Source organism: Candidatus Accumulibacter propinquus, assembly GCF_056856495.1.
The window spans coordinates 2,211,832-2,232,371 of record NZ_JBSEHC010000003.1; the positions used below are offsets into that span (position 1 = coordinate 2,211,832).

At 64.7% G+C, this 20,540-nt stretch carries 24 protein-coding genes; 5 read left to right on the plus strand and 19 right to left on the minus strand.

The features are described from left to right. Positions 1-69 precede the first annotated feature (69 nt). Positions 70-360: a DUF1330 domain-containing protein gene (locus tag AC15MQ_RS15930; RefSeq protein WP_483080594.1), complete on the plus strand. Its 291-nt coding sequence runs from the start codon at positions 70-72 to the stop codon at positions 358-360. Between the two features lie 28 nt (positions 361-388). Here AC15MQ_RS15930 and AC15MQ_RS15935 read toward each other — a convergent pair whose 3' ends face one another. The 3 genes from AC15MQ_RS15935 to AC15MQ_RS15945 all read right to left on the minus strand — a co-directional run bounded on the left by AC15MQ_RS15935 (position 389) and on the right by AC15MQ_RS15945 (position 3,463). After that, complete coding sequence (locus tag AC15MQ_RS15935; RefSeq protein WP_483080595.1) at positions 389-862, minus strand: discoidin domain-containing protein; 474 nt, start codon at positions 860-862, stop codon at positions 389-391. A gap of 52 nt (positions 863-914) precedes the next feature. Beyond that, a complete protein-coding gene (locus AC15MQ_RS15940) occupies positions 915-1,289 on the minus strand; it encodes a DUF2934 domain-containing protein (protein ID WP_483080596.1) in 375 nt (124 codons plus the stop codon). A gap of 125 nt (positions 1,290-1,414) precedes the next feature. Continuing rightward, positions 1,415-3,463 (minus strand): site-specific recombinase, encoded by a 2,049-nt coding sequence (locus AC15MQ_RS15945; RefSeq protein WP_287665591.1) that lies wholly within the window; start codon positions 3,461-3,463, stop codon positions 1,415-1,417. Positions 3,464-3,620: 157 nt separating this feature from the next. On the opposite strand from AC15MQ_RS15945, the gene yaaA reads away from it, so the two are divergent. Next, positions 3,621-4,397 (plus strand): peroxide stress protein YaaA, encoded by a 777-nt coding sequence (gene yaaA, locus AC15MQ_RS15950; RefSeq protein WP_287665593.1) that lies wholly within the window; start codon positions 3,621-3,623, stop codon positions 4,395-4,397. A gap of 49 nt (positions 4,398-4,446) precedes the next feature. Here yaaA and AC15MQ_RS15955 read toward each other — a convergent pair whose 3' ends face one another. From AC15MQ_RS15955 to AC15MQ_RS15965, 3 genes are all read right to left on the minus strand, one after another. After that, complete coding sequence (locus tag AC15MQ_RS15955; protein WP_483080597.1) at positions 4,447-4,890, minus strand: putative toxin-antitoxin system toxin component, PIN family; 444 nt, start codon at positions 4,888-4,890, stop codon at positions 4,447-4,449. Then, positions 4,883-6,016, minus strand: a complete 1,134-nt coding sequence (locus AC15MQ_RS15960) for an NAD(P)/FAD-dependent oxidoreductase (protein ID WP_483080598.1) — start codon at positions 6,014-6,016, stop codon at positions 4,883-4,885. Before AC15MQ_RS15960 ends, AC15MQ_RS15955 begins: the two co-directional genes overlap by 8 nt. Positions 6,017-6,174: 158 nt before the next feature. Further along, on the minus strand, positions 6,175-6,969 hold the full coding sequence (locus tag AC15MQ_RS15965; protein ID WP_287653915.1) for an endonuclease: 795 nt from the start codon (positions 6,967-6,969) through the stop codon (positions 6,175-6,177). A gap of 178 nt (positions 6,970-7,147) precedes the next feature. Here AC15MQ_RS15965 and AC15MQ_RS15970 point away from each other — a divergent pair, with 178 nt between their 5' ends. Next, complete coding sequence (locus AC15MQ_RS15970; RefSeq protein WP_483080599.1) at positions 7,148-8,764, plus strand: methyl-accepting chemotaxis protein; 1,617 nt, start codon at positions 7,148-7,150, stop codon at positions 8,762-8,764. Position 8,765: 1 nt separating this feature from the next. Here AC15MQ_RS15970 and AC15MQ_RS15975 read toward each other — a convergent pair whose 3' ends face one another. The 6 genes from AC15MQ_RS15975 to AC15MQ_RS16000 form a co-directional block, all read right to left on the minus strand. Then, positions 8,766-9,887 (minus strand): ABC transporter permease, encoded by a 1,122-nt coding sequence (locus AC15MQ_RS15975; RefSeq protein WP_287653918.1) that lies wholly within the window; start codon positions 9,885-9,887, stop codon positions 8,766-8,768. A gap of 7 nt (positions 9,888-9,894) precedes the next feature. Then, positions 9,895-10,821: an ABC transporter ATP-binding protein gene (locus AC15MQ_RS15980; protein ID WP_350495838.1), complete on the minus strand. Its 927-nt coding sequence runs from the start codon at positions 10,819-10,821 to the stop codon at positions 9,895-9,897. A gap of 3 nt (positions 10,822-10,824) precedes the next feature. Next, complete coding sequence (locus AC15MQ_RS15985; protein WP_483080600.1) at positions 10,825-11,793, minus strand: HlyD family secretion protein; 969 nt, start codon at positions 11,791-11,793, stop codon at positions 10,825-10,827. Between the two features lie 167 nt (positions 11,794-11,960). Then, positions 11,961-12,401: a copper chaperone PCu(A)C gene (locus tag AC15MQ_RS15990; protein WP_483080659.1), complete on the minus strand. Its 441-nt coding sequence runs from the start codon at positions 12,399-12,401 to the stop codon at positions 11,961-11,963. A 137-nt stretch (positions 12,402-12,538) separates the two neighbouring features. Beyond that, the gene (locus AC15MQ_RS15995) at positions 12,539-12,958 is read right to left on the minus strand and encodes a DUF1318 domain-containing protein (RefSeq protein WP_332335850.1); all 420 of its coding nucleotides are present in this window, start codon (positions 12,956-12,958) and stop codon (positions 12,539-12,541) included. Positions 12,959-12,976: 18 nt separating this feature from the next. Then, entirely contained in the window at positions 12,977-13,558 is a 582-nt protein-coding gene (locus tag AC15MQ_RS16000) for an SCO family protein (RefSeq protein ID WP_483080601.1), read from the minus strand. Between the two features lie 494 nt (positions 13,559-14,052). On the opposite strand from AC15MQ_RS16000, the gene AC15MQ_RS16005 reads away from it, so the two are divergent. Beyond that, positions 14,053-14,682: a DsbA family protein gene (locus tag AC15MQ_RS16005; protein ID WP_483080602.1), complete on the plus strand. Its 630-nt coding sequence runs from the start codon at positions 14,053-14,055 to the stop codon at positions 14,680-14,682. Between the two features lie 79 nt (positions 14,683-14,761). Beyond that, a complete protein-coding gene (locus AC15MQ_RS16010) occupies positions 14,762-14,956 on the plus strand; it encodes a hypothetical protein (RefSeq protein WP_483080603.1) in 195 nt (64 codons plus the stop codon). A 39-nt stretch (positions 14,957-14,995) separates the two neighbouring features. Here AC15MQ_RS16010 and purT read toward each other — a convergent pair whose 3' ends face one another. The 7 genes from purT to AC15MQ_RS16045 all read right to left on the minus strand — a co-directional run bounded on the left by purT (position 14,996) and on the right by AC15MQ_RS16045 (position 20,498). Beyond that, a complete protein-coding gene (gene purT / locus AC15MQ_RS16015; protein ID WP_483080604.1) occupies positions 14,996-16,195 on the minus strand; it encodes a formate-dependent phosphoribosylglycinamide formyltransferase in 1,200 nt (399 codons plus the stop codon). 95 nt (positions 16,196-16,290) lie between these two features. Next, positions 16,291-16,896 (minus strand): malonic semialdehyde reductase, encoded by a 606-nt coding sequence (locus AC15MQ_RS16020; protein WP_287653928.1) that lies wholly within the window; start codon positions 16,894-16,896, stop codon positions 16,291-16,293. 99 nt (positions 16,897-16,995) lie between these two features. Continuing rightward, positions 16,996-17,565 (minus strand): YceI family protein, encoded by a 570-nt coding sequence (locus AC15MQ_RS16025; RefSeq protein ID WP_483080605.1) that lies wholly within the window; start codon positions 17,563-17,565, stop codon positions 16,996-16,998. 26 nt (positions 17,566-17,591) lie between these two features. Next, a complete protein-coding gene (locus AC15MQ_RS16030) occupies positions 17,592-18,164 on the minus strand; it encodes a YceI family protein (RefSeq protein ID WP_483080606.1) in 573 nt (190 codons plus the stop codon). Next, positions 18,161-18,742, minus strand: a complete 582-nt coding sequence (locus AC15MQ_RS16035) for a cytochrome b (protein WP_483080607.1) — start codon at positions 18,740-18,742, stop codon at positions 18,161-18,163. Before AC15MQ_RS16035 ends, AC15MQ_RS16030 begins: the two co-directional genes overlap by 4 nt. A gap of 10 nt (positions 18,743-18,752) precedes the next feature. Next, positions 18,753-19,613, minus strand: coding sequence for a DODA-type extradiol aromatic ring-opening family dioxygenase (locus AC15MQ_RS16040; protein ID WP_483080608.1), 861 nt, complete (start codon positions 19,611-19,613; stop codon positions 18,753-18,755). Positions 19,614-19,631: 18 nt separating this feature from the next. Further along, on the minus strand, positions 19,632-20,498 hold the full coding sequence (locus AC15MQ_RS16045) for an SDR family oxidoreductase (RefSeq protein ID WP_483080609.1): 867 nt from the start codon (positions 20,496-20,498) through the stop codon (positions 19,632-19,634). Positions 20,499-20,540: the final 42 nt, after the last annotated feature.

The window sequence follows — 20,540 nt, forward strand, 5'->3', positions numbered from 1 at the left end:
CAACAGGGCCTTGGTGCACGCTCTGCGTAGGCAATGGCGCAACTTCTTTCTTGCTCGAGGCAATACATCGTGACCAAAGCCTATGTCATCGGACACATTGCGGTGAAAGACGCCGAAAAGTGGGCCGAGTACCGCAACCAAGTTCCGCAGACCCTGGCGCCATGGGGCGCTGATCTGGTTTTTCGCGGGCAGCGAGCCGCGCTACTGGCCGGCGAGCATCATCCCTATCCAGACGTCGTCGTGATCGCTTTTCCCGACCTGGATGCGGTCTCCGGCTGGTACGCGTCCGCCGCATACCAGGCCCTGGTTCCGCTGCGGGAGCAGGCTGCCGACGTCGTCTTGCTGAGCTACGCCAGCTAGCTCCGCCGGGTCTGCCTCGCGCCAACCGTCAGGCGATTTGCATTCGGGCCAGAGAGGCAAGCGCCTGGCCGTTGCCGATGTCCGGAGTAATCATCAACTCCAGTGCGTTCACCCCGGAGAGTTCGACCCGGTGCTCTTCCGTCTCCGAGGTTGCGCCCTGCGGGTTGAAATTCCACTGCTGGCGCACGATCTCCCGATACGAATGCCCACCATCGGCTGACCACCGCAACACATACTCCTGGGTGCGCGAGACCGCGGTTTCGACAAAGGTGAGGCGAATTCGGCGCAGCTTCTGTGGTTGATCGAAGCGCAGCCGGATGGTTTGCTGGCCGGGTACTGCGGCACGCCAACCGCCGCCATTGCCAGGCAATAGTGCCGACTCGATGGGATGAGCGGCATCCTCGGAGCTGATGGCCACTTCCGCCAGGTCGTCGAGGTTCAGCCATTCACCCGTTGCTGGTGTTGCCGCCTGCTGGTCGCCGTCAATCAATCGTTTGCGCATGGCTTGACCCCGGCAGGTGGCGCACGCATGGCCGGTGCAGAGTCTCGCCTGTTCATGCTTCCACCTCGCCGAGTTGCCGGGCAACTTCCTGTTCTGCGCGTGCCCAGTACTCGGTGTCACAGCCCTGGAAACCGTCCTTCTCGGCAATGAAATACGCGGCAGACTGGACCATCAGATAACGTTCCTCGGCGCTTGGCTTGGCCGCAGCCTCGCTGGTGGCGGGTGTTTGCGGTTCGGGCGGTGCAATTGGGGCACTGTCGGTGGCCGGCGTTGCCACCGCTTTTTTGACCGGGCTTTTCTTCTCCGCCGCGGGTGCTTTCCTGGTCGCGGGGGTTTTGACTGGCGCAGTGGCTGTCGTCGTCTCGGTCGTCGCCGCCTTCTTGGCAGTGGCGGGGGTTTTCTTGGTCGTGCTCTTGGGCTCGGTCATGATGTTTTCCTGGGGGTGATGTCGATGGTGCGGAGGGGGCGCAAGCGCTGGTATTGCTCAGCAGACTCTGGAATCAGACAGCAGGATAGGAAAATCGGGCCTGTCGGTCAAGGCGAATACCCATCTCAGCGATCAGGGTGTATTGATTGGTCGCCCGTGTTTGCCGGGGTTTGCAGGACCAGGCAGGCGTTGGCTTCTTTGGGCGGCAGGAAGAAATCGCGGGGCTGGCGACGCAGGTTTCTCAGCACCGTACGGACCAGGGTTCGCCATTGCGAGTCGGAAACCTGACGGGAGCGCAGCGCCACATTGAGGGCCAGTGCAAAACTGACCGCCAGGTTCAGGAAACCGATGCCGGCTACGCCCAGTACCGCCCATACCAGCAGGCGCAGGTCGGGCGCAAAATCGAGACCGGCCATCGCGATGCCGACGAAAGCCGATGAGAAGGCGACATGCCGGATGTCGATCGGCAGCCCCAGCAGCACGCCGAACAGCGTCGTGCCGCCAAGCAGGAACCCGAACAGCAGGTTGCCGGCGAGAGCCCCGAGGTTGTCGCCGATGTACGCCGCGATGCGTTGCATGCGCTTCTCGCCGAACAGGCGCCGAGGCCATGCGAGTTGCAGGATGCGTTCGGGAATTCGGTTGTAGGCGGCGTAATTGTCGTAGTAGCCGCTGATCAGACCGGAAATGAAAAGACAGACTCCGGCAATAGCCGCGTAGAAGACCGCTCCGCTATCGACCAGACTTTGCTCTTCGAGCAGATGCAGCGACTTCTCGGGGCTGGTGAAGTGCTGGCCGCTGCTGCTGAATACGGCGAAGGCAATCAGCGCCGAGAGCGGGATGGCGATGCAGACGTTGCCGAGAATGGCAATGACCTGGGTACGGCAGGTACGCGTGATCAGCACGGTGAGCGCTTCGATGTCGCGCAGTTTGCCACCGGCTTCGCTGATGCTCGCGGCAATGGCGTTGGCGGTCATTGCCGGCTGCTTGGTGGCGACGGTGCCGTGCAGGATGTGAATCAGGCAAAAGCCGAGCCCGTAGTTGAGGCAGAAGGCGATCGCGCCGGTCAGCGGCGGCATCTGCGCACCGGCCAGGACGATCTTCAGACAAGCCATGAAGGCGATGACGAAGCCACCGATCATCGCCGAACGCGCCATCGACCAGTATTCCTGGCGTGTCTCGGTGATGTAGTGCTCGCCATGGTGGCTGGCGTTGTCGGTCACCCGCAAGGCAATCAGTTCGGTATTCTGGCGCCAGTGTCGGTAGAGATTGTTGCGCAGGCACTCGTCGCGCACCAACTGGGTGAATAGGCTGACCATCGGTGGGTAAGCCACGCTGTCGCTCGACCTGGGCTGCAGATCGACCAGAATGTCGAGCAGTTGCTCGCTGCGCTGCAGCAGTTGCCGCAGGCGTTGCAGATGATAGGTCAGGCGGATGCTGGTGCCGTTGCGGGCGGCATTCCTGCGTACGCGCTCGATCACGTCCCGGCACTGACTGAACAGAACGCGCAACTGCCGGTCGTCGCGGTCGGCGGCGAGTGGTTTGCCCCAGTGCTCGGCATAAGTTTCGATATAGGCTGTCAGCTCCCGGTTTTGTGCGACGAACGGCGACTCGTAGGCCTCGAGTGACGGTTCCAGGCGCAGGAGTTCCGGCTCCGTACCAAGCGCTGCGATCCAGTAGGACAGCACGCGCAGTGCGCTCAGCATTTCCACCAGCGGCTGCGGCAATGTGTCGCTGCGGGGATCCTCGTCGAAACGCAGGGCCGCGATCAGTTGCAGCCAGGCCTCGTTGCCGACGCCGACCACCCAGTGCCGGTCGCTGGCGCGGTCGAACATGGCACGCAGGACGGTACGCAGCAAGCCCGGTTCAAGGACGTCAGGGAGGAGCTTGTGGCCGATACGGCGAAGGCCTTCAGAGACGAACCCGGTATTCGGCAGGATGCCGGTCGCGGTATACAACTCGGAGTGACGGTGGGTGCGCAACAGATTGCCGAGAGCGGCGCGCAAGGCGGCGCGCAATTCCGGGCGGGTGCCGAGAATGTAGCAGAGGGCCTGCAGGTTTCGCCTGGCGGACTCGAAATCGCCGGCAACCGCGGGCCGGATTTCGCCGACCAGCAGCACCAGCAAAGGTGTCGGATCGGTGTCCGGGACAAGAAAGCGGCAGAGCAGTTGTTCCATTGCGGTCGGGGTTTGGCAGGGTGAAAGGCAGTCCGGCAACGACATCGGACGACGACGAAGCCACGCCAGAAGTCGTGCCAGGCTGGTGGCGTCGTTTAAAATCAAGGCATCTTAGCAAACTATCGTGCCCGCCATCCTTACAGACTGGAAGCCGCAGATGATCATTGTCCTTTCCCCTGCCAAGTCGCTCGATTATCGGACGCCGCCGACGCTGTGCGAACACAGCCAGCCGCTGTTTCTCGACCAGGCACAACTGCTGATCGAAGACCTGCGCCAGTTGTCGCCGCCGCAGCTTGCCAGCCTGATGAAGATCAGCGATCAACTGGCGGCGCTGAACTTCGCGCGTTATGCCGACTGGGCGCAGCCGTTCACCTCTGGCAAAGCCAAACAGGCGGTGCTGGCGTTCAATGGCGACGTCTACGACGGTCTCGACGCGCCTACCTTGTCACCGGCGGATCTGCAATTTGCGCAACGTCACCTGCGGATCCTGTCTGGCCTGTACGGGCTGCTGCGTCCACTCGACCTGATGCAGCCGTACCGGCTGGAAATGGGGACGCGCTTGAGCAACGCACGTGGTCGGGATCTCTATGCCTTCTGGGGCGATCGTATTACCGAGGCGGTCAACGCCGCACTCCGCGAAACAGGCGCCCGAGTGCTGATCAATCTCGCGTCCGAGGAGTACTTCAAGTCGGTCAAGCCGAAACAACTCGCTGTCCCGGTGATTCAACCGGTATTCGAGGACTGGAGCGGCGGCCGGTTCCGGGTGGTGAGTTTCTACGCCAAACGCGCGCGCGGACTGATGGCGCGTTTCGCGATCGTCAATCGTTTGCAGGATGCCGAAGGTCTGAAGGACTTCGCGACGGACGGCTATGCGCATGCCGCAGCGGCCTCCGACGATCAGGTCTGGGTTTTTCGTCGCGGCGGCGCTGTTTGAATTCGTCCGGGTGGCCGCACCTTGATCGCCTAAGGCAGGCGCGCGCCGCTTAGCGGCTGGTGAGCAGCGCACCGGCTGCCTCGGCGTCGAGGATGGCGTACGGCGGAGCCGGGTTGCGCTGACGGGCGAGCCTCAGCAACTGGCGATCGCGGGTCACCAGCAGGTCGGCACGGCAGCGTGCCGCGAGGATCAGGAACTTCTGGTCGTCGGCGTCGCGGCAGCGGGGCAGGGAGTAATTCTCTTCCCCGTCGGCGTCGCAGAGCGTCGACAGGTTGCGGTAGCGTGCCAGCAGCGCCTGCTGTGCCGGCCTGGCGAGTCCGAACTGCGGGTAGGCGCTCACCCTTTCGAGTTCGGACAGGCAGTGTTGATCGGTAAAGCAGCGCAGGACACCGCCTTCGATGGCCCCGAGCAGCGCATGCGCCGGTGGGTCGACGAAGTGCAGCATGTCGATCACGATGTTGGTGTCGAGGACCGCGCGCAGGCGTTCAGCCACCTTGCAGTTCCGCGAGCACATGTTCGGCGATGGCCAGGCACGAGGTCAGTCCGGGGGATTCGATTCCGAAGAGGTTGATCAAGCCCGGGATGCCGTGCTCGGCAGGGCCCTGGACGACAAAGTCCCCGGCGGGCGCCGAGCGGCCGCTGATCTTTGGCCGCACCCCGGCGTACGCGGGCAGCAGCGCATCGTCCGGCAGCGCTGGCCAGTAGCGGCGAATCGCGGTGACGAAGGTGCTGGCGCGTGCCGGGTCGACGCGGTAATCGAATTCACCGATGGGTTGGCCTGGCGTTGGGTCTGGCAGCCACTCGACGTCGGGACCGAAGCGTGCCTGCCCGCCGAGATCGAGCGTCAGATGAACCCCGAGACCGGCGGCTTCCGGCAAGGGATAGACCAGTCGCGAGAACGGTGCGCGTCTGGCGAGCGCGAAGTAGTTGCCCTTGGCGTGGAAGTTTGCCGGTATCAGCTCCGGTGGGAAGCCGGCTAGCGCGGCCGCGACCTCCGGTGCCCAGAGGCCGGCAGCGTTGATCACGATCGAGCTCCTGAAGCGCAGACTTTGCGTGCCGCCGCTTTCGAGGACGATGCCCTTGTCTTCTATCGAGCCGCGGCGAAACGGGTTGCGCAGTGCCAGCACGGCGCCGGCGCGCTCGGCGTCGCCGAGGAGCGCGAGCGTCAGCGCGTGGCTGTCGATGATGCCGGTCGAGGGAGAGAGCAGGGCGGCGGTACACGCCAGCTCCGGTTCGAGGGCGCACGCCGCGGATGCGCTCAGCAGGCGCAGATCGTCGACGCCGTTGTCGTGCCCCTGCCGCTGCAGCAGCAGAAGTTGCTCTTCCTGGTGGGCCGAGGTGGCGACGACCAGTTTGCCGCAGCGCCGGTGGCTGACGCCATGCGTATTGCAGAACTCATAGAGCTGCCGTCGGCCGACGACACAGCAGCGGGCCTTGAGCGATCCCGTCGGATAATGGAACCCGGCGTGGATCACCTCACTGTTGCGGGCACTGGTTTCGCTGGCGCAAACGCCGTGCCGTTCGAGAACCACCGTTTCGATACCTTGCCGCGCCAGCACACGTGCGCAGGCCAGGCCGATCACACCGGCCCCGATCACTGTCGCTCCCACGCTTTGCATCTTTCCTCCACACGCCATCGACGGCCCATTGCCTTGGGGGGATTGTATTCGAGCCAGGCACTGCAAGGACTTCATCCCGCTTGGCGACGGTTGCAACGGCCGCCGACTCCAGGCTCGGGTCTGCCGCGTCGGCGAGCCTGGCCGTCAGGCATGGCGCGTCATCCGCAGGTCGCCTTCAGGCGTGCCGGATCGGAGACCAGCGGATTGCCAGTGCCTTGCCAGCGGACAATCCGCTCGTCGCGCTGGCGCTCCCAGGCGTCGACCAGGTGGGTTCGCGACCAGGCGCACATCAGTTGCCTGTCCTGCCGGCTCATGTGCAGACCGTAGGTCTGGTGCATGTAGAGCGTGATCCGCGCCGCCCTGCCACGCACCTCTTCGCGTGGTTGCACGCGCTGCAGCTTGAAATCGACGATGGTCTGACAGGCCCCGTACATTGACGTCGGTTGCCGGGTCCATGCGCTGTAGGCAAAATTGCTGCGGTCGCCGTTCACCTCGCCAACGGCGGGTACCAGGTTGTTGAGATCGCCCTCCGCGACCTGGAATGCCGGGTCGGTATCGGTGCAGTGCTTGCGCCCGCCCTGTTGCCAGCACTGGCGCTGATGTCCCAGCACCCAGGCCGGAACCACGTGCTCCCACTCGATTCGCGCCGCCCGTGTCGGATTGCGGCGCGGCTCGTAACCGCAGCTTGCGAGTTGGACAACATGTCCGACATAGCGGCAACCGCAGTAAAAGTCGTTCTCCATGCCGGCAAAGATCGTCGGCAGGATCTTCTTGGCGTTGGCGAAGTCGCGGTGCCCGACGGCCTTTGGACCGTGTACCCGATCGACGGGCGTCGTGGATTGCGTTGACCGGACGGGAGCCGGTGAACTCGGGTGACGTGCGGGTGGCAGGGGGGTCTGGCTGACTTGGCAGCCGGCCAGCAGGAGAGCTATCGACAGGGAGGTTTTGCGCATCGGCGCGGAGTCTACGCGTCATGCCTGGGCAGGACAATCAATATCGCTTGCCGTCACGCCATCCCATTGCGTCAGTCCTGCCGGCATGGAAGGTCAGTAGGTTGCGTACTTCGGTCGCCGACCCCGGCGGACGCCTATAATCACTGCCTGGCGCATTGCTTACTCTGGGAGGGGTGTCATGCTGGCTGGTTTGAGAATCGGTCAACAGTTTCTGCTGGTGCTGGGTTTCAGCTTCGTTCTGTTGATAGTCGCTGCCGGTACCGCCATTTTCGGGATGGATCGAACGAGCAAGCGTTTCGTGGACTTTGTCGACCGCGATCAGGCGGCGTTGCTGGCCGATACGGAAATGTACGCGCAGGGTTTGCAAATGGGGCAGGCGTTGCGCAACATTCAGCTCGATGCCAGCAACCGCCGGGCTTACGATAATCTGGACAAGGCCGCGGCCGAGTTCGCTGCAGCGATGGGGCGCGCGCAGAACCTGGTCGGTGATCACCAGCAGAGACGAGAAGTTCTGCGGCAGTTGGCGGAACTCAGGGAGAAGCAGCGCGGCATCCACGAGCGAGTGGTGGGCATGGTCAGCGCCGGCGAGTTCGACGCCGCGAGAGCGCTGACCAATGCCGACGAGACACCGACCTGGCGTGCGATGCGCGAACTGCTGCTCAAGGAAATCGAGGCCACGAAAGTCGCTGCTGGTGCGGCCAAGACCGCTGTCGTCGCCGACGCGCGTGCTGCCGAGCGCCTGGCGGTCGGGCTGGCGATCGCGGCAGTTCTCCTCGGTGTGGGTTTGTCGCTGGCCGTCGTGGCCAGCGTCACGCGTACGCTCGATAGCGCGGTGGTGATGGCCGAACAGATCGCCAAAGGAGACCTCGCCGGGAATCAGGCTCCGGCCGCCAGGAATGAGGTCGGCAGACTGGTCGGGGCGATGGACCGCATGCGTACCAGGTTGCGCGCGATGATCGAACGGACCAGCGGCAGCGCGACTGCCGTGAACCAGGCTGCCGCCGATCTCAGCCGCATTTCCGCACGGATTGCCGAGGGGGCGCGCGTCCAGAGCGAGGCGGCCGGTTCGATGGCCGCTGCCGTCGTGCAGATGACCCACAGCATCGAGCGCGTGGCCAGCAACGCACAAGCAGCGAACCAGTTGGCGCATAACGCCGGCGCCCAGTCGCATGCCAGCAGTGGTGTGGTGGAAAGTGCGGCCGACGAGATGCGGCGAATCGCCGAGGCCGTCGGCTCCTCGGTGAATCAGATCGAGACGCTGGGGCGACAGTCGCAGGAAATCTCGACGGTCGTCAGCGCCATCCGCGAAATTGCCGATCAGACGAACCTGCTGGCATTGAATGCCGCGATTGAAGCGGCGCGGGCCGGCGAGCAGGGCCGCGGTTTTGCGGTCGTCGCTGACGAGGTGCGGAAGCTGGCAGAACGTACGGCCCACTCGACACAGGATATCGGTGGCATGATCCTGCAGATACAGAAAGGCACGAATGCGGCTGTCGCCAGCATGGCCAACGGCAAGCAGCAGGTGGAACAGGGCGTGACGCTGGTGGGCAACGCACGCGAAGCGATGCTTCGGATTCGTGGCGACGCCGACCTGGTCGTTGCGTCGGTCGCGGCGATTTCGGACACCCTGCAGGAACAGGGTTCATCAAGCACCCAGATCGCCGGAGATGTGGAGCGGATAGCGGCGATGATCGACAGAAACCGGGACGAGGTCGGCGATATCGTGCGGGCGGCAAAGGAACTGGGCAACACCGCTGACGAGCTGCAGGATGCTGTTGGCCAGTTTCGGTTCTAGGCTAGTCGAGCGTCCTGCGAAAGGTCTTCAGCCCGACGGCGAGGACCACCACCGTGAAGGCGACGATCGGCCAGACCTGGTCCCAGATCATGTCGGCGCCGTTCCCCTTGAGCAGGATTCCCCGCACCAGCAGCAGGAAATGCGTCAGCGGCAGGACATTGCCGACCAGTTGCGCCCATTCGGGCATGCCGCGAAACGGAAACATGAAGCCCGAGAGCAGCATCGATGGCAGGAAAAAGAAGAAGGTCATCTGCATCGCCTGCAACTGGTTCTGGGCGATGGAGCTGAAGGTGATGCCGAGCGTCAGGTTGGCGCAGATGAACAGCAGTACGACCGCGTAGAGCAGCAGCAGGCTGCCGTGCATCGGCACGTCGAAAAGCCAGCGCGCGGCCAGGAGGACCAGCGTCACCTGGATCAGACCGATGACGATGTACGGCATGATCTTGCCGGTCATCACCTCGATGGGCGTCGCCGGCGTCGCGAGAAGGTTCTCGAAAGTGCCGCGCTCGCGCTCGCGGGTCATCGCCAGGCCGGTCATGAGGACCATGGTCATGGTCAGGATCACGCCCAGCAGACCGGGTACGACGTTGTAGGCGGTGAGGCCTTCCGGGTTGTAGCGACGGTGGATGCGCAGTTCGATCGGCGGCGTGGGCGCACGCCGCAGGCCCGGCAGGTCAGGTGCAAAGACCTCGAGGCCGAGATTCTTGAGTACCGAGATGGCGCCACCGGTGGCCATCGGGTCGGTGGCGTCGGCTTCGACCAACAGCGTCGGGCTCTTGCCTCGCATCAGGTCGCGGTGGAAGCCGGCCGGGAAGGTGACGACGAACTGGACCTCGCTACGCTCGAGGAGGTCGTTGGCCTGCTGCTCGTCCACCTGGCCGACAATCCTGAAATAGTCGCTGTTGGCCATGGCGGCGACGTAGGCCCGCGCGAAAGGCCCGGGGTCGACCATGACCACGGCGGTGGGCAGCTGTTTCGGGTCGGAATTGATCGCAAAGCCGAAGAGCAGCAACTGGATGATTGGGATGCCGACAATCATTCCGAAGGTCAGTCGGTCGCGCTTGAGCTGGATGAACTCCTTGAGCAGGATGCCGATCCAGCGCGAGAACGAGAAGCCAGGCATGTTCTTCTCAGCCCGCGAACGGGTCCTCTGCGTGCTGCATGAGGTGGATGAAAGCGTCTTCAAGCGAGGGCGCGACCGCGGTGACCTGTATCGTCGTCTGCTGGGTCAGCTCCTGCAGGCTGGCCTGCAAGCGTTCCCCGTCCTGGCCGCTGACGTGCAGCGTCGCGCCGAAGCTCGCCACCTGGCCGGCACCCGGCATCTGGCGCAGGCGCTCGGCGAGCGCGTGGACGCCGGGGCCGCTGACTTCCCAGGTGTGCAGCCGGCAGTTGGCGACCACCTCGCCGGCGGTGCCGGCGGCGAGCAGATTGCCGTAGGCAATGTACGCCAGGCGATTGCAGCGTTCGGCTTCGTCCATATAGTGGGTCGACACCAGGACGGTGATCCCGGCGACCGAAAGCCGGTGGATTTCTTCCCAGAAATCCCGGCGCGCCTGGGGGTCGACGCCGGCCGTCGGTTCGTCGAGGAGCAGCAGGCGGGGCTGGTGCAGCAGGCAGGCGGCGAGCGCGAGGCGCTGTTTCCAGCCACCGGAAAGCGTACCGGCCAGCTGCCGGCGCCGGCCGCCGAGACCCAGTTCGGCGAGGGCCTGTTCAACCACCTGCCGGCGCCTGGCCATGCCGAACATGCGCGCCACGAAATCGAGGTTTTCGCCGATCGTCAGGTCGTCCCACAGGGAGAACTTCTGGGTCATGTAGCCGACCTGGCGCTTGATGGCGGCGCTTTCCTTGAGCACGTCGAGTCCGAGGCAGGTGCCGCGGCCGCTGTCCGGTGTCAGCAGACCGCAAAGCATGCGGATCGAGGTCGTCTTGCCGCTGCCGTTCGGTCCGAGGAAGCCGTAGATTTCGCCCTGGTTGACCTGCAGGGTGAGGTCCTTGACCACGTGCTTGTTGCCGAAGTGTTTGTTGAGGCCGGCGACGTCGATCACCAGGGGGGGCATCGCTCAGCGCTCGGTCAGGCGGACGTCGACCGGCAGTCCCGGCCGCAGGCCGGGGGCCTGTTCCGGCACCGGCACGGCCTCGACGCGAAAGACGAGCTTCTCCCGGCTGCCCCGGCTGTAGATTACCGGTGGGGTGTATTCGGCTTCGGGAGCAATGAAGTCGATGCTGGCGCGGATGGGTTCGCGGCAGCCATCGCAGCGCGCCTCGACCTGCTGCCCCGGTTCTAGTCCGGCAATCTGCCCCTCCGGGACGAAGAAGCGCAGGCGGCGGCGCGTGTCCGGCAGCAGGCTGGCGACCGCTGCTCCTGCCGGCACCCATTCGCCTGGCAGGTAATACGTGTCGGCCACCTCGCCGTCATCTGGCGCAGCGACCGTCTTGCGTTCGAGCAGCCAGCGCTTCTGCGCGGCGACGGCTGCGGCCGCGTCGAGGTCGGCAGCAGCGCTGCGCACCTCATCGTCGCGGCCGAGCGAAATCCGCAGACTGGCCAACTGCTGCCGCAGCGCTTCCCGCTGCGCGGCGTCGCGGTCACGCGCCGCCCTGGCTTCGTCGAGCCTCGCCGGCGAGACGAAATGCTGCCGTTCCAGCGCTTCCTGTTGGCGGAATTGCGTTTGCGTGAGTTGCAGGGCCGCGTCGGCCGCGCGCAGTTGTGCCTCGATGGCGGCAATCTCCGCCGGGCGGTGCGGCTCGCGGAGGTTGTTCAGCCTGGCCCGGGCAGCGCCGCTGCGCGCTTCGGCTTCGGCCAGCGCTTGCGCATCGGGATCGCCGGTGATCGCAAAGATCGCCTGACCTTCCTTGACACGCGTGCCGCGGGGGCTGTCGAGGGATTTCAGATAGCCCGCCAGCGGCGCCGCCAGATAAAGAAATTCGCCCTCGACGTAGCCCTGGAAGGCGGTTGGTCGAGGCTTGTCGCAGCCGCTCAGAGCGGCCAGCAGAGCGGCGGCGAGCAGGATGGAATTTCGCGGTGGGTGCATGCGCTGCCATTCTACGGCGCCAACGACCAAGGGGGTGGCCAAAGTGGCCTTGCTCCGGCAACCGGCGGCCGCAGCTTGGCCATCGCTTGCGGGGCGATCAGCGCGGCGCATCGAAACACCTTCCGCCGCGCGACGGCGGCGGCTGATTGGACGGGTGTGGCCGACTCTCAGTGCTTGGGTTCGGTTGCCGGCGCAGCCGAAGCGGTGAGGTCGCGGACCTTCGCTTCCACTTTGATGGTCTCGACCTGCTTGTCCTTGCCTTCAACCTGCAGCGTCAGCGGCACGGTGTCGCCTTTCTTCAGCGGTTGTTTCAGGCTCATCAGCATTACATGGTAGCCGCCGGGGCCGAGCACTACCGGCTTTCCGGCGGGCAGGTCCAGGCGAGGGATGGCACGCATCTTCATCACCCCGCCATCCATCTTCATTTCGTGAATCTCGCTGACGCCGGCTGCCGGACTGGCGGCACCGATCAGCACCGCTCCCGATTTGCTGGTGATTTCCATGAATGCACCGGTGGCCTGCTGGCCGCTGACCGTGCCGCGGACCCAGGGGTCCTTGATATCGAGGTCGGCGGCGACTGCGGCCAGTGGAGACATGCCGAGCAGCATTGCCAGCGACAGAACGTTTGCTGATGTTTTCAAGCCATACTCCTTGATCGTTTGGGGAAAGCGATTATAAATGTGTACCTGCGCTGCTCGCCGCGACAAAATGTCGCAGGCGAGCGCGTCACTTTCAGGAGGCTGCGTCAGGGTTTCAGGCTCCATTTGCCCTGTGCATCTTCGATCCACCAGCCGGAGTGGAACTGCTCCTTCCAGCGCTTGACCTGTGCCGCGCGCGCCGCCGGTTCGTAGGCCTTGCCGCCGTGCGCTTCGGCGAGGGCGTAGATCAGCGAATTGCGGTCCGGGTTCTCGTTGTCGATGAGCTTCTCCGCAATCTGCCTTTGCGGCAGGCTGAGCCGGCTGTCGTCGCGCATCTTGACCATACCGTCGTAGCCCAGACCAATGATCCCGGCGTCGTAAAAGCGGACCAGTCGCGAGGAGCGCTGTGCCAGGCTGTGCTTGACGACCACCACCGGCGGCGTGCCGATGTCGAGATTGATCGGTTCGCCGGCAGCGACGGCAGCGGTGCAGGAAAGCAGGGCCAGCAGAAGCAGAAGGGGTTTCATGGGAGTGGTCCTGAAAAATCACTTGCCGGCCAGCAGCTGCCTGAGATCGGACGCGACGTTGTCGGGGGTTTCGCCATGCCGGATCAGAAGCCGCAGCCGGCCCTCGGGGTCATAGGCATAGCTGCCTGTGGAGTGGTCGAGGCTGTAGGTGCCGGCAGTGCTGCCGGCCTGTCTGGCGTAGAACACCTTGAAATCCCTGGCCACTGCCGCGGTCGTCGCTTCGTCGCCGCGCAGGCCGACGAAGCTCGGGTGAAAGGCCGTGACGTATTCGCGCAACACCTGCGGGGTGTCACGCGCAGGATCGAGCGTGACGAAGATCACTTGTACGCGGCCGGCGTCGTTACCGAGACGATTCAGCACCTCACGCATCGACAGCAGCGTGGTCGGGCAGACGTCAGGGCACTGGGTGTAGCCGAAAAAAACGACGACTGCCTTGCCCTTGAAGTCAGCCAGACGTCGTGCCTGCCCTTGCGGGTCGGTGAGCGCGAAATCCTTGCCCCAGTCGGAACCCGAAATGTCGGTCGATTTGAAGGTCGGGGGTTGCGAACAGCCCGCGAAGAGGAGGGTGATGCATACGATCAGGGTCGAGAGTATTTTCATGGTTGTCGATGGTCTGTGGCGAAAGCGCCGGGTCTGTCTCCAGATGCAGGAGGCCGCAAATCGTCTTCTCCGGGTGAGGATGCGGACCAGTCGTACCGCCGGCTGGCGGGGTACAGGTCTGGCTACTGACGCATCCGGCAAGCATGCAATCACCAGGCATTGTCGACACACCACCGGCCTGGAACCTTGATGCAGGTTAATCATTGTCGCTCATTCCGGCGGTGTTGCGGCAGCCCGCTGATCGTCACCTCGTGCTTTTGCGGAGTGCCGCCGGAAATCCGTCCTGCTCCCGGCCGCCAGAGCGGCTGGAGAGCGCCGGCGCGGTCAGGGTCTCTTGGGCCGATCGGCTGATTGCGGTTGAAAAGCTTCGTGCTCAAGGCGTACAGTACAGTCTGGTCGAAGTGGCCGGGGTGGCTTGGCTTCTGCTCAAATGCGCGACGGCATCGCTCCACGAGCGGCATGGGTGTGCTTTCAATTTCCTGGGAGTCAATGAGATGTCGCAAGCGGACTGGTATTTCGATTTCATCTCTCCCTACGCGTATCTCGGGCTGATGCGACTCCGGGAATTGCCGCAGGACCTCGAAATTCGCTACCGGCCGGTGTTGTTCGCCGGTTTGCTGAATCACTGGGAGCAGAAAGGTCCTGCGGAAATCGCGCCGAAACGGTCGTGGACCTATCGCTCCTGCACCTGGTGGGCCAGTGCGCACGGCATTCCCTTCCGCTTTCCGGCCGCGCACCCGTTCAACTCGCTTCCCTACCTGCGGCTGGCGATAGCTGCGGGCAGTACCGGTCAGGCGGTGCGTCTGATTTTCGAGGCCTTGTGGACCAGCGCTGCCGACCCTGCCGATCCCGCGCTGCTTGCCGAACTGGCGGGTGCGCTGGGCGTCGATCCGCAGGCCTGGTCACACCAGCCGGTCAAGGATGCGCTGCGGGGCGGCACGCAGCAGGCCATTGCCGCAGGTGTTTTCGGTGTGCCGACACTGCGTGTCGGTGACGAACTGTTCTGGGGGGCGGACGCCACCGATTTCGTCAAGGCTTATCTTGCCGATCCCGGGATTCTGGGCACAGCCGAGATGCGGCGGGTTGCGACCTTGCCGGTCGGCGCTTCGCGGATACCGATCTGACCTGCTGCCGACGCTCGACAGCGCGGGTTGGGTTGGCGAGCGTGCTATCATCCACGCACCCGATCGGCAAGGAAAGCGCATGGCCTCCTGGGGCTGTCAGCACGAACTCGATGGCAAGTGCAGCAAGATCAACGACCTGATGTGCGACCCGGGGATGAAGGGCTGTGTTCTGGCCGGCCGTTATTTCTTCCTGAACAGCGACGACAAGAACCAGCGCCTGCGCGACAAGCAGCAGCGGACGGCGCAGCAGCAAGACGACGAGCCCGCCGACTGATCGCCGTCGCCAGCAGGCACGCCTGGCCGCCGGTGGCAGCTACCCGGCCACCGGCCTGACCCGGCTCGCCGCGAGTTTTGCGCGCGCCCGCGCGACGGCCACATCGTCGCCGTTGACCACCGCCACGCCCATGCGGCGTTTGCGGAAGGCCTCGGGTTTGCCGAACAGGCGCAGGTCGCTGCGCGCTACGGCGAGCGCTTCGGCGATGCCTTCGAACGCGATACCCTTGGCGTCGCTGCCGCCGTAGATCACGGCCGAAGCGCCCGGCTCGCGCAGGCGGGTATCGACGGGCAGGCCGAGGATGGCGCGCGCGTGCAGTTCGAACTCGGAGAAGTGTTGCGAGCACAGCGTCACCAACCCGGTGTCGTGCGGGCGCGGGCTGACTTCGGAGAACCACACCTGATCACCCTTGACGAACAGTTCGACGCCGAAGAGGCCGCGCCCGCCGAGGCTGCCGGTGACGGCGGCGGCGATGGAGCGCGCCTTTTCCAGAGCGACCGCGCTCATGGCCTGCGGCTGCCAGGATTCGACGTAGTCGCCGGCAACCTGCAGGTGCCCTATCGGTTCGCAGAATGAGGTCTCGATGACCCCGCCGGCGCCGCGTGCGCGCACGGTGAGCAGCGTGATCTCATAGTCGAAGTCGATCAGGCCTTCGACGATGACCCGGCCCTGATTGACTCGCCCGCCGCTCGCCGCGTAGTCCCAGGCCGGCGACACGTCATCGGGACCGCGCAGCAGCGATTGCCCCTTGCCGGAGGACGACATCACCGGCTTGACAATGCACGGGTAACCGATGTCGCCGGCGATCGCGGACTGCAGTTCGGCCAGGGAATCGGCAAAGCGGTACGGCGAGGTGGCGAGGCCGAGTTCCTCGGCGGCCAGGCGACGGATTCCCTCGCGGTTCATGGTCAACCTGGCCGCACGGGCGGTGGGGATGACTTCGGCGAGTTGCTCGGCCTCGATTTCGAGCAGGGTATCGGTGGCGATGGCCTCGATCTCCGGCACGATGAGGTGGGGCTTTTCCTGTTCGATCAGGGCCCGCAATGCAGCCCCATCGGTCATGTCGATCACATGCGAGCGATGCGCGACCTGATGGCCGGGAGCGTTGGCGTAGCGATCGACGGCAATCACCTCGACGCCGAGTCGTTGCAGGGCGATGATCACTTCCTTGCCGAGCTCTCCGGCGCCCAGCAGCATGACGCGCAGCGCGCCGGGGGACAACGGGGTTCCGATCTTCATGGGGCTTTCCTTGAATTGGGCGCCACGCAATCTATGCGCCACCGGCGTCGGCGTCAAGCGCTGCCGCAGCGCTGATCGCTCGTGCCCGTCCCCTGTCAGGCGATTCGGCAGGCTTCCTCGAAACTCAGGCGAGGGCCGCGCGGGTGCAGGCTGGCAGGGTTGCCGATACCCAGGTTGCAGAGAAAATTGGCCTGGTGGCGCCCGTCCGGGAAAAATGCGGCATTGAGCTTGCCGGCGTCGAAGCCGGACATCGGGCCGCAGTCGAGACCCAGCCCGCGAGCCGCGACGATCAGGTAGGCACCCTGCAGCGTACTGTTACGGAAAGCGGTGCTGCTGGCCAGTTCGGCATTGCCCGCGAACATCGGCTTGGCGTCGTAGGCAGGGAACAGGGTCGGGAGGTGTTCGTAAAAGAGGCTGTCGGTGGCGATGATCACGGTTGCCGGGGCGGCCAGTGTCTTGTCGAGGTTGCCCGGAGACAGCGCCGGGGCGAGTTTTTCCTTACCCTCCGGGGTGGTGACAAAAACCAGCCGCGCCGGCTGACAGTTCATCGACGTCGGGCCCCACTTCATCAGCTCGTAGAGCCGGCGCAATGTGGCCTCGGGGATCGGTTCGGGGGCGAAGGTATTGTGCGTGCGCGCATGCACGAAGAGTTGATCGAGATCTTCGGCGCTGAGGGCCGTGCGGGTGGCGATTCCGGTCATCCATATCTCCAGTTGGTTTGTTGTGCAGGGTTTCGGCATCGGCAAGCGGCGAGGGGAGCGAAGCGGGGCGGCGTCGGCCGGCCCCGCTGCCCTGCATGCTTACTGTTTCAGGGCTTCGACGGCGATGGTCAGGGTGACGTCGTCGCTGACATGCGGCGCGTACTTGCCGGCGTTGAACTCGGAGCGCTTGATCCGGGCGCTGGCATTGGCGCCCAGGGCATCCTTCTTGACGATCGGGTGGGGCATGGTCTGGAAGGAACTGAGGCTCAGGGTGACCGGCCGGGTGATGCCCTTGACGGTGAGCAGGCCTTCGACGGCTACCGGCTTGTCGCCGTCAAACTTGACGGCGGTGGACTTGTAGGTGATGGTCGGGTACTTCGCGGTATCGAAGAAGTCTTCGCCCTGGAGGTGCTCGTTGAACAGCGCATAGCCGGTATCGACCGTGCGGGCGTCGATGACGATGTCGACCGAGCCGGTCTTCGCGGCGCGGTCGAAGACGATGGTGCCGGAAGTCATGTTGAAGCGTTGAATCTGGTTCGAGTACCCGAAATGGTTGTATTCGAAGCGCGGGTAGGTGTGGTTGGGGTCGACCAGGTAGGTTTCCGGGGCGGCGAACGCCGGGGCGGCGAACAGGCTGGCGAGGGTGATGAGGCCGAGTTGCTTTTTCATGGGAAGGCTCCTTGACGTTGGGGGACTTACTTGCGGATTGCTGCCGGGGCAGCGACGATGTGGAACTTGATCTGCACTTCGTTGGCGACGGTGCTGACGTCGGACCAGACGCCGTCGCCGACACCGAACTCAAGACGCTTCAGGACGAAGGCGCCGTCGAAGACGCCGTTGCCGCCGTCCTGGCGGAAGCTGAACGGGGTGGTGACGTCCTGGCTCTTGCCCTTGATGGTCAGCTTGCCGACGAGTTCGAACTTGTCGCCGCCGAGTGGGCGAACGGCTGAGGAAACGAATGTCGCGGTCGGAAACACCTTGACATTGAACCAGGGTTTGCCGACGACTTCGTCGTTGGCGTCCCTGGAACCTGCGTCGATGCTGTTCAGGTCAAGGTCGAGGCGGGCAGTGGCGGCCGCCGGTTTTGCCGGGTCGAAGGCCAGGCTGGCGGTGAACTTTCGGAAGCTGCCGTCGATGGGCACGCCCATCTGTTTCGAAACGAAGGTCAGCGAACTCTTGCCGGCCTGGAACTGGTTGAACTCGGCGGCAGCGGCGCTGCCGGCGGCGGCGACGGCCAGCGTCGCAAGGATCAAGCGAAAGGTGGTCATGGGTTTCTCCATTCGGGGTTGGCGGCGGACGGTCGGCGTTTCCGGGCGAGGAAAGGCAGCATGCGTGCCAGTACGTCGTCGCGGTCGAACAGGTGATGTTTGACGGCGGCGCCGATGTGCGCCAGGACCAGGACTGCCAGGGTGAAGTTGAGGGCGGTGTGCATGCTCTGCAGCAGTTCGCCGAGTTCCTTGTCCTTCTGCAGCAGGTCGGGTAGCGGCAGGATCCCGAAATACACCGTCTGGAAGCCTTTTGCCGAACTCATCAGCCACCCGGAAAGCGGAATGGCGATCATCAACAGGTAGAGCAGGTGGTGCAAGCCATGCGCAGCCGTCTTCTGCCAATCGGGCATGGCTGCCGGCAAGGCCGGCGGTGGGTGGCCGGCGCGCCAGGCGAGGCGAACCAGCACCAGCACGAAAGCGGTGACGCCGGCCCATTTGTGCCAGGAGTAGATCTTCAGCTTCTGGGGTGACAAAGGCAGGTCGCTCATGTACAGACCGACGCTGAACAAACCGATCAGCAGCAGGGCCATCAGCCAGTGGATGAAGATCGCGGTGGGCGTGTAGCGGGTCGCGGGCATGCCATTCTCCTTATGAGCCAGGGGTGGAAGTGGGCCAGAACGCGTAGCTGTCCATCGCCAGAACTACGGAGTCGATGCCCTGGTACAGGCATTCCGACCGGTAATCGAGGCCGGCCGCGCCGATGGCGACGTGCAGTGGCAGCAGATGCTCCTCGCTGGGGTGGGCGCGGACGGCGTGTGGCGCACGCTGGCGATAGTCGAGAAGCGAATCGTGATCGCCGGCGGCGATACGCTGCCCGATCCAGTCGGCGAACTCGGTGACGTAAGCCGGTGTTTCCGAACCCTCGGCGAAGGCGCGGCGGAAATCGCCGAGGTTGTGGGTGAGATTGCCCGACGCCAGAAGCAGCACCCCATCGGCAAGCATCGGGGCGAGGGCGCGCCCGAGCTGGAAGTGGTGTTCGGGGCCGAGACCCGTCTGCAACGACAGGGGCAGTACGGGAATGTCGGCCTGCGGGTACATCAGCGACAGTGGCGTCCAGGCACCGTGGTCCAGTCCGCGGACCTTGTCCATGCGGACGTCGAACCCATTCTCGAGGAGCCGCGTGCGCAATTCTTCGGCGGCGGCGGCGTCGGACCGCGCCGGATAGCGGACACGGTACAGTTCCGCCGGGAAGCCGTAGAAATCGTGGATCGTTTCGAGTTCGGGGGCGGTGCCGATCGTCGGCGTTGCTGTTTCCCAATGCGCGCTGACGACGATGATCGCGCGCGGTCTGGGCAGTTCGGCAGCCGCTCGGGCCAGTGCGGCTCCCGCCGGTCCGGGCTGGAGCACCATCGTCGGCGCGCCGTGGGCAACGAAGAGGGCTGGGAAATGGGCTGAGAAATGGGCTGAGAAATGTTCGGGGGAGCGGGCGGCAACTGCGGGGCTGGTCATGTGCATCGTCCTTGGTGTTCAGTGCTTGCCGAAGAGTTCCTGCGCCAGGCAGGCCAGCGGGCGTGGCGGGTGGCCAACGAGCAGGGCGAAGTCATTGCGCACGCGGTCGAACTTTCCGGCAGCCACCGCCGAGTACATGCTGGCCAGCGCGCGCGCAGACCAGGTCGGCCAGCCGTGGCTCTCCAGCGACTGTGCGTACGCGTCCTCGCTGATAGTCTGATATCGCACGCGGCGGCCGGTGACCTTGCCGACGGCGGCAGCGATCTCCTGATAGTCGTGGGTCGCTTGTCCGGTTAGTTCGTAGACCGTGCGGGCCAATGCCGGCGCCATCGCGGCCGCGGCGATGGCTTCCGCCAGTTCGGCGCGGCTGATGAAGCTCGCGCGGCCGCCTCCTGCGGGCAACTGGAAGGTGCCGGTAGACCACGCGGCCGCCACGGTCATCGGCAGAAAATCAGCGTAGAGCGGGTTGCGCAGTGCGGTGAAGGCGATGCCGCTGGCGGCGAGGGCGGCTTCGCTGGCCCGATGGACAGCGGCGTACTCGGCCGGCGAGTCGGCAGCGACATCGATGAAACTGGTGTAGAAGATGTGCTTGACGCCGGCTGCCCGGGCTGCGTCGATGGCGTTCTGGTGCTGGGCAATGCGGACCACGCCGGGGCCGTCGGTCGACACCAGAATCAGTTTGTCGACGCCCCTGAACGCGGTAAGCAACGTATCGGGTTGATCAAAGTTGCCGTGACGGACGTCGATGCCGCGTTCGGCGAGTTCGCCGGCCCTGGCCGGATCGCGCACGCTGGCGGCGATGCCCGCGGTGCCGCCACGGCGGGCGACGAGTTGGTCGATGATGCGGCGACCGAGTTGGCCGGTGGCTCCGGTAACGAGGATCATGTATTTCTCCATGGGCGACTGCGTGTGATGGCCGAACTGTAA

Coding starts and splice junctions, on each gene's coding strand:
- AC15MQ_RS15935 (WP_483080595.1), bottom strand. CDS start 862: ATGCGCAAACGATTGATTGACGGCGACCAGCAGGCGGCAACACCAGCA.
- AC15MQ_RS15940 (WP_483080596.1), bottom strand. CDS start 1,289: ATGACCGAGCCCAAGAGCACGACCAAGAAAACCCCCGCCACTGCCAAG.
- AC15MQ_RS15945 (WP_287665591.1), bottom strand. CDS start 3,463: ATGGAACAACTGCTCTGCCGCTTTCTTGTCCCGGACACCGATCCGACA.
- yaaA (WP_287665593.1), top strand. CDS start 3,621: ATGATCATTGTCCTTTCCCCTGCCAAGTCGCTCGATTATCGGACGCCG.
- AC15MQ_RS15960 (WP_483080598.1), bottom strand. CDS start 6,016: ATGCAAAGCGTGGGAGCGACAGTGATCGGGGCCGGTGTGATCGGCCTG.
- AC15MQ_RS15965 (WP_287653915.1), bottom strand. CDS start 6,969: ATGCGCAAAACCTCCCTGTCGATAGCTCTCCTGCTGGCCGGCTGCCAA.
- AC15MQ_RS15970 (WP_483080599.1), top strand. CDS start 7,148: ATGCTGGCTGGTTTGAGAATCGGTCAACAGTTTCTGCTGGTGCTGGGT.
- AC15MQ_RS15975 (WP_287653918.1), bottom strand. CDS start 9,887: ATGCCTGGCTTCTCGTTCTCGCGCTGGATCGGCATCCTGCTCAAGGAG.
- AC15MQ_RS15980 (WP_350495838.1), bottom strand. CDS start 10,821: ATGCCCCCCCTGGTGATCGACGTCGCCGGCCTCAACAAACACTTCGGC.
- AC15MQ_RS15985 (WP_483080600.1), bottom strand. CDS start 11,793: ATGCACCCACCGCGAAATTCCATCCTGCTCGCCGCCGCTCTGCTGGCC.
- AC15MQ_RS15990 (WP_483080659.1), bottom strand. CDS start 12,401: ATGCTGCTCGGCATGTCTCCACTGGCCGCAGTCGCCGCCGACCTCGAT.
- AC15MQ_RS15995 (WP_332335850.1), bottom strand. CDS start 12,958: ATGAAACCCCTTCTGCTTCTGCTGGCCCTGCTTTCCTGCACCGCTGCC.
- AC15MQ_RS16000 (WP_483080601.1), bottom strand. CDS start 13,558: ATGAAAATACTCTCGACCCTGATCGTATGCATCACCCTCCTCTTCGCG.
- AC15MQ_RS16005 (WP_483080602.1), top strand. CDS start 14,053: ATGTCGCAAGCGGACTGGTATTTCGATTTCATCTCTCCCTACGCGTAT.
- AC15MQ_RS16010 (WP_483080603.1), top strand. CDS start 14,762: ATGGCCTCCTGGGGCTGTCAGCACGAACTCGATGGCAAGTGCAGCAAG.
- purT (WP_483080604.1), bottom strand. CDS start 16,195: ATGAAGATCGGAACCCCGTTGTCCCCCGGCGCGCTGCGCGTCATGCTG.
- AC15MQ_RS16020 (WP_287653928.1), bottom strand. CDS start 16,896: ATGACCGGAATCGCCACCCGCACGGCCCTCAGCGCCGAAGATCTCGAT.
- AC15MQ_RS16025 (WP_483080605.1), bottom strand. CDS start 17,565: ATGAAAAAGCAACTCGGCCTCATCACCCTCGCCAGCCTGTTCGCCGCC.
- AC15MQ_RS16030 (WP_483080606.1), bottom strand. CDS start 18,164: ATGACCACCTTTCGCTTGATCCTTGCGACGCTGGCCGTCGCCGCCGCC.
- AC15MQ_RS16035 (WP_483080607.1), bottom strand. CDS start 18,742: ATGCCCGCGACCCGCTACACGCCCACCGCGATCTTCATCCACTGGCTG.
- AC15MQ_RS16040 (WP_483080608.1), bottom strand. CDS start 19,613: ATGACCAGCCCCGCAGTTGCCGCCCGCTCCCCCGAACATTTCTCAGCC.
- AC15MQ_RS16045 (WP_483080609.1), bottom strand. CDS start 20,498: ATGATCCTCGTTACCGGAGCCACCGGCCAACTCGGTCGCCGCATCATC.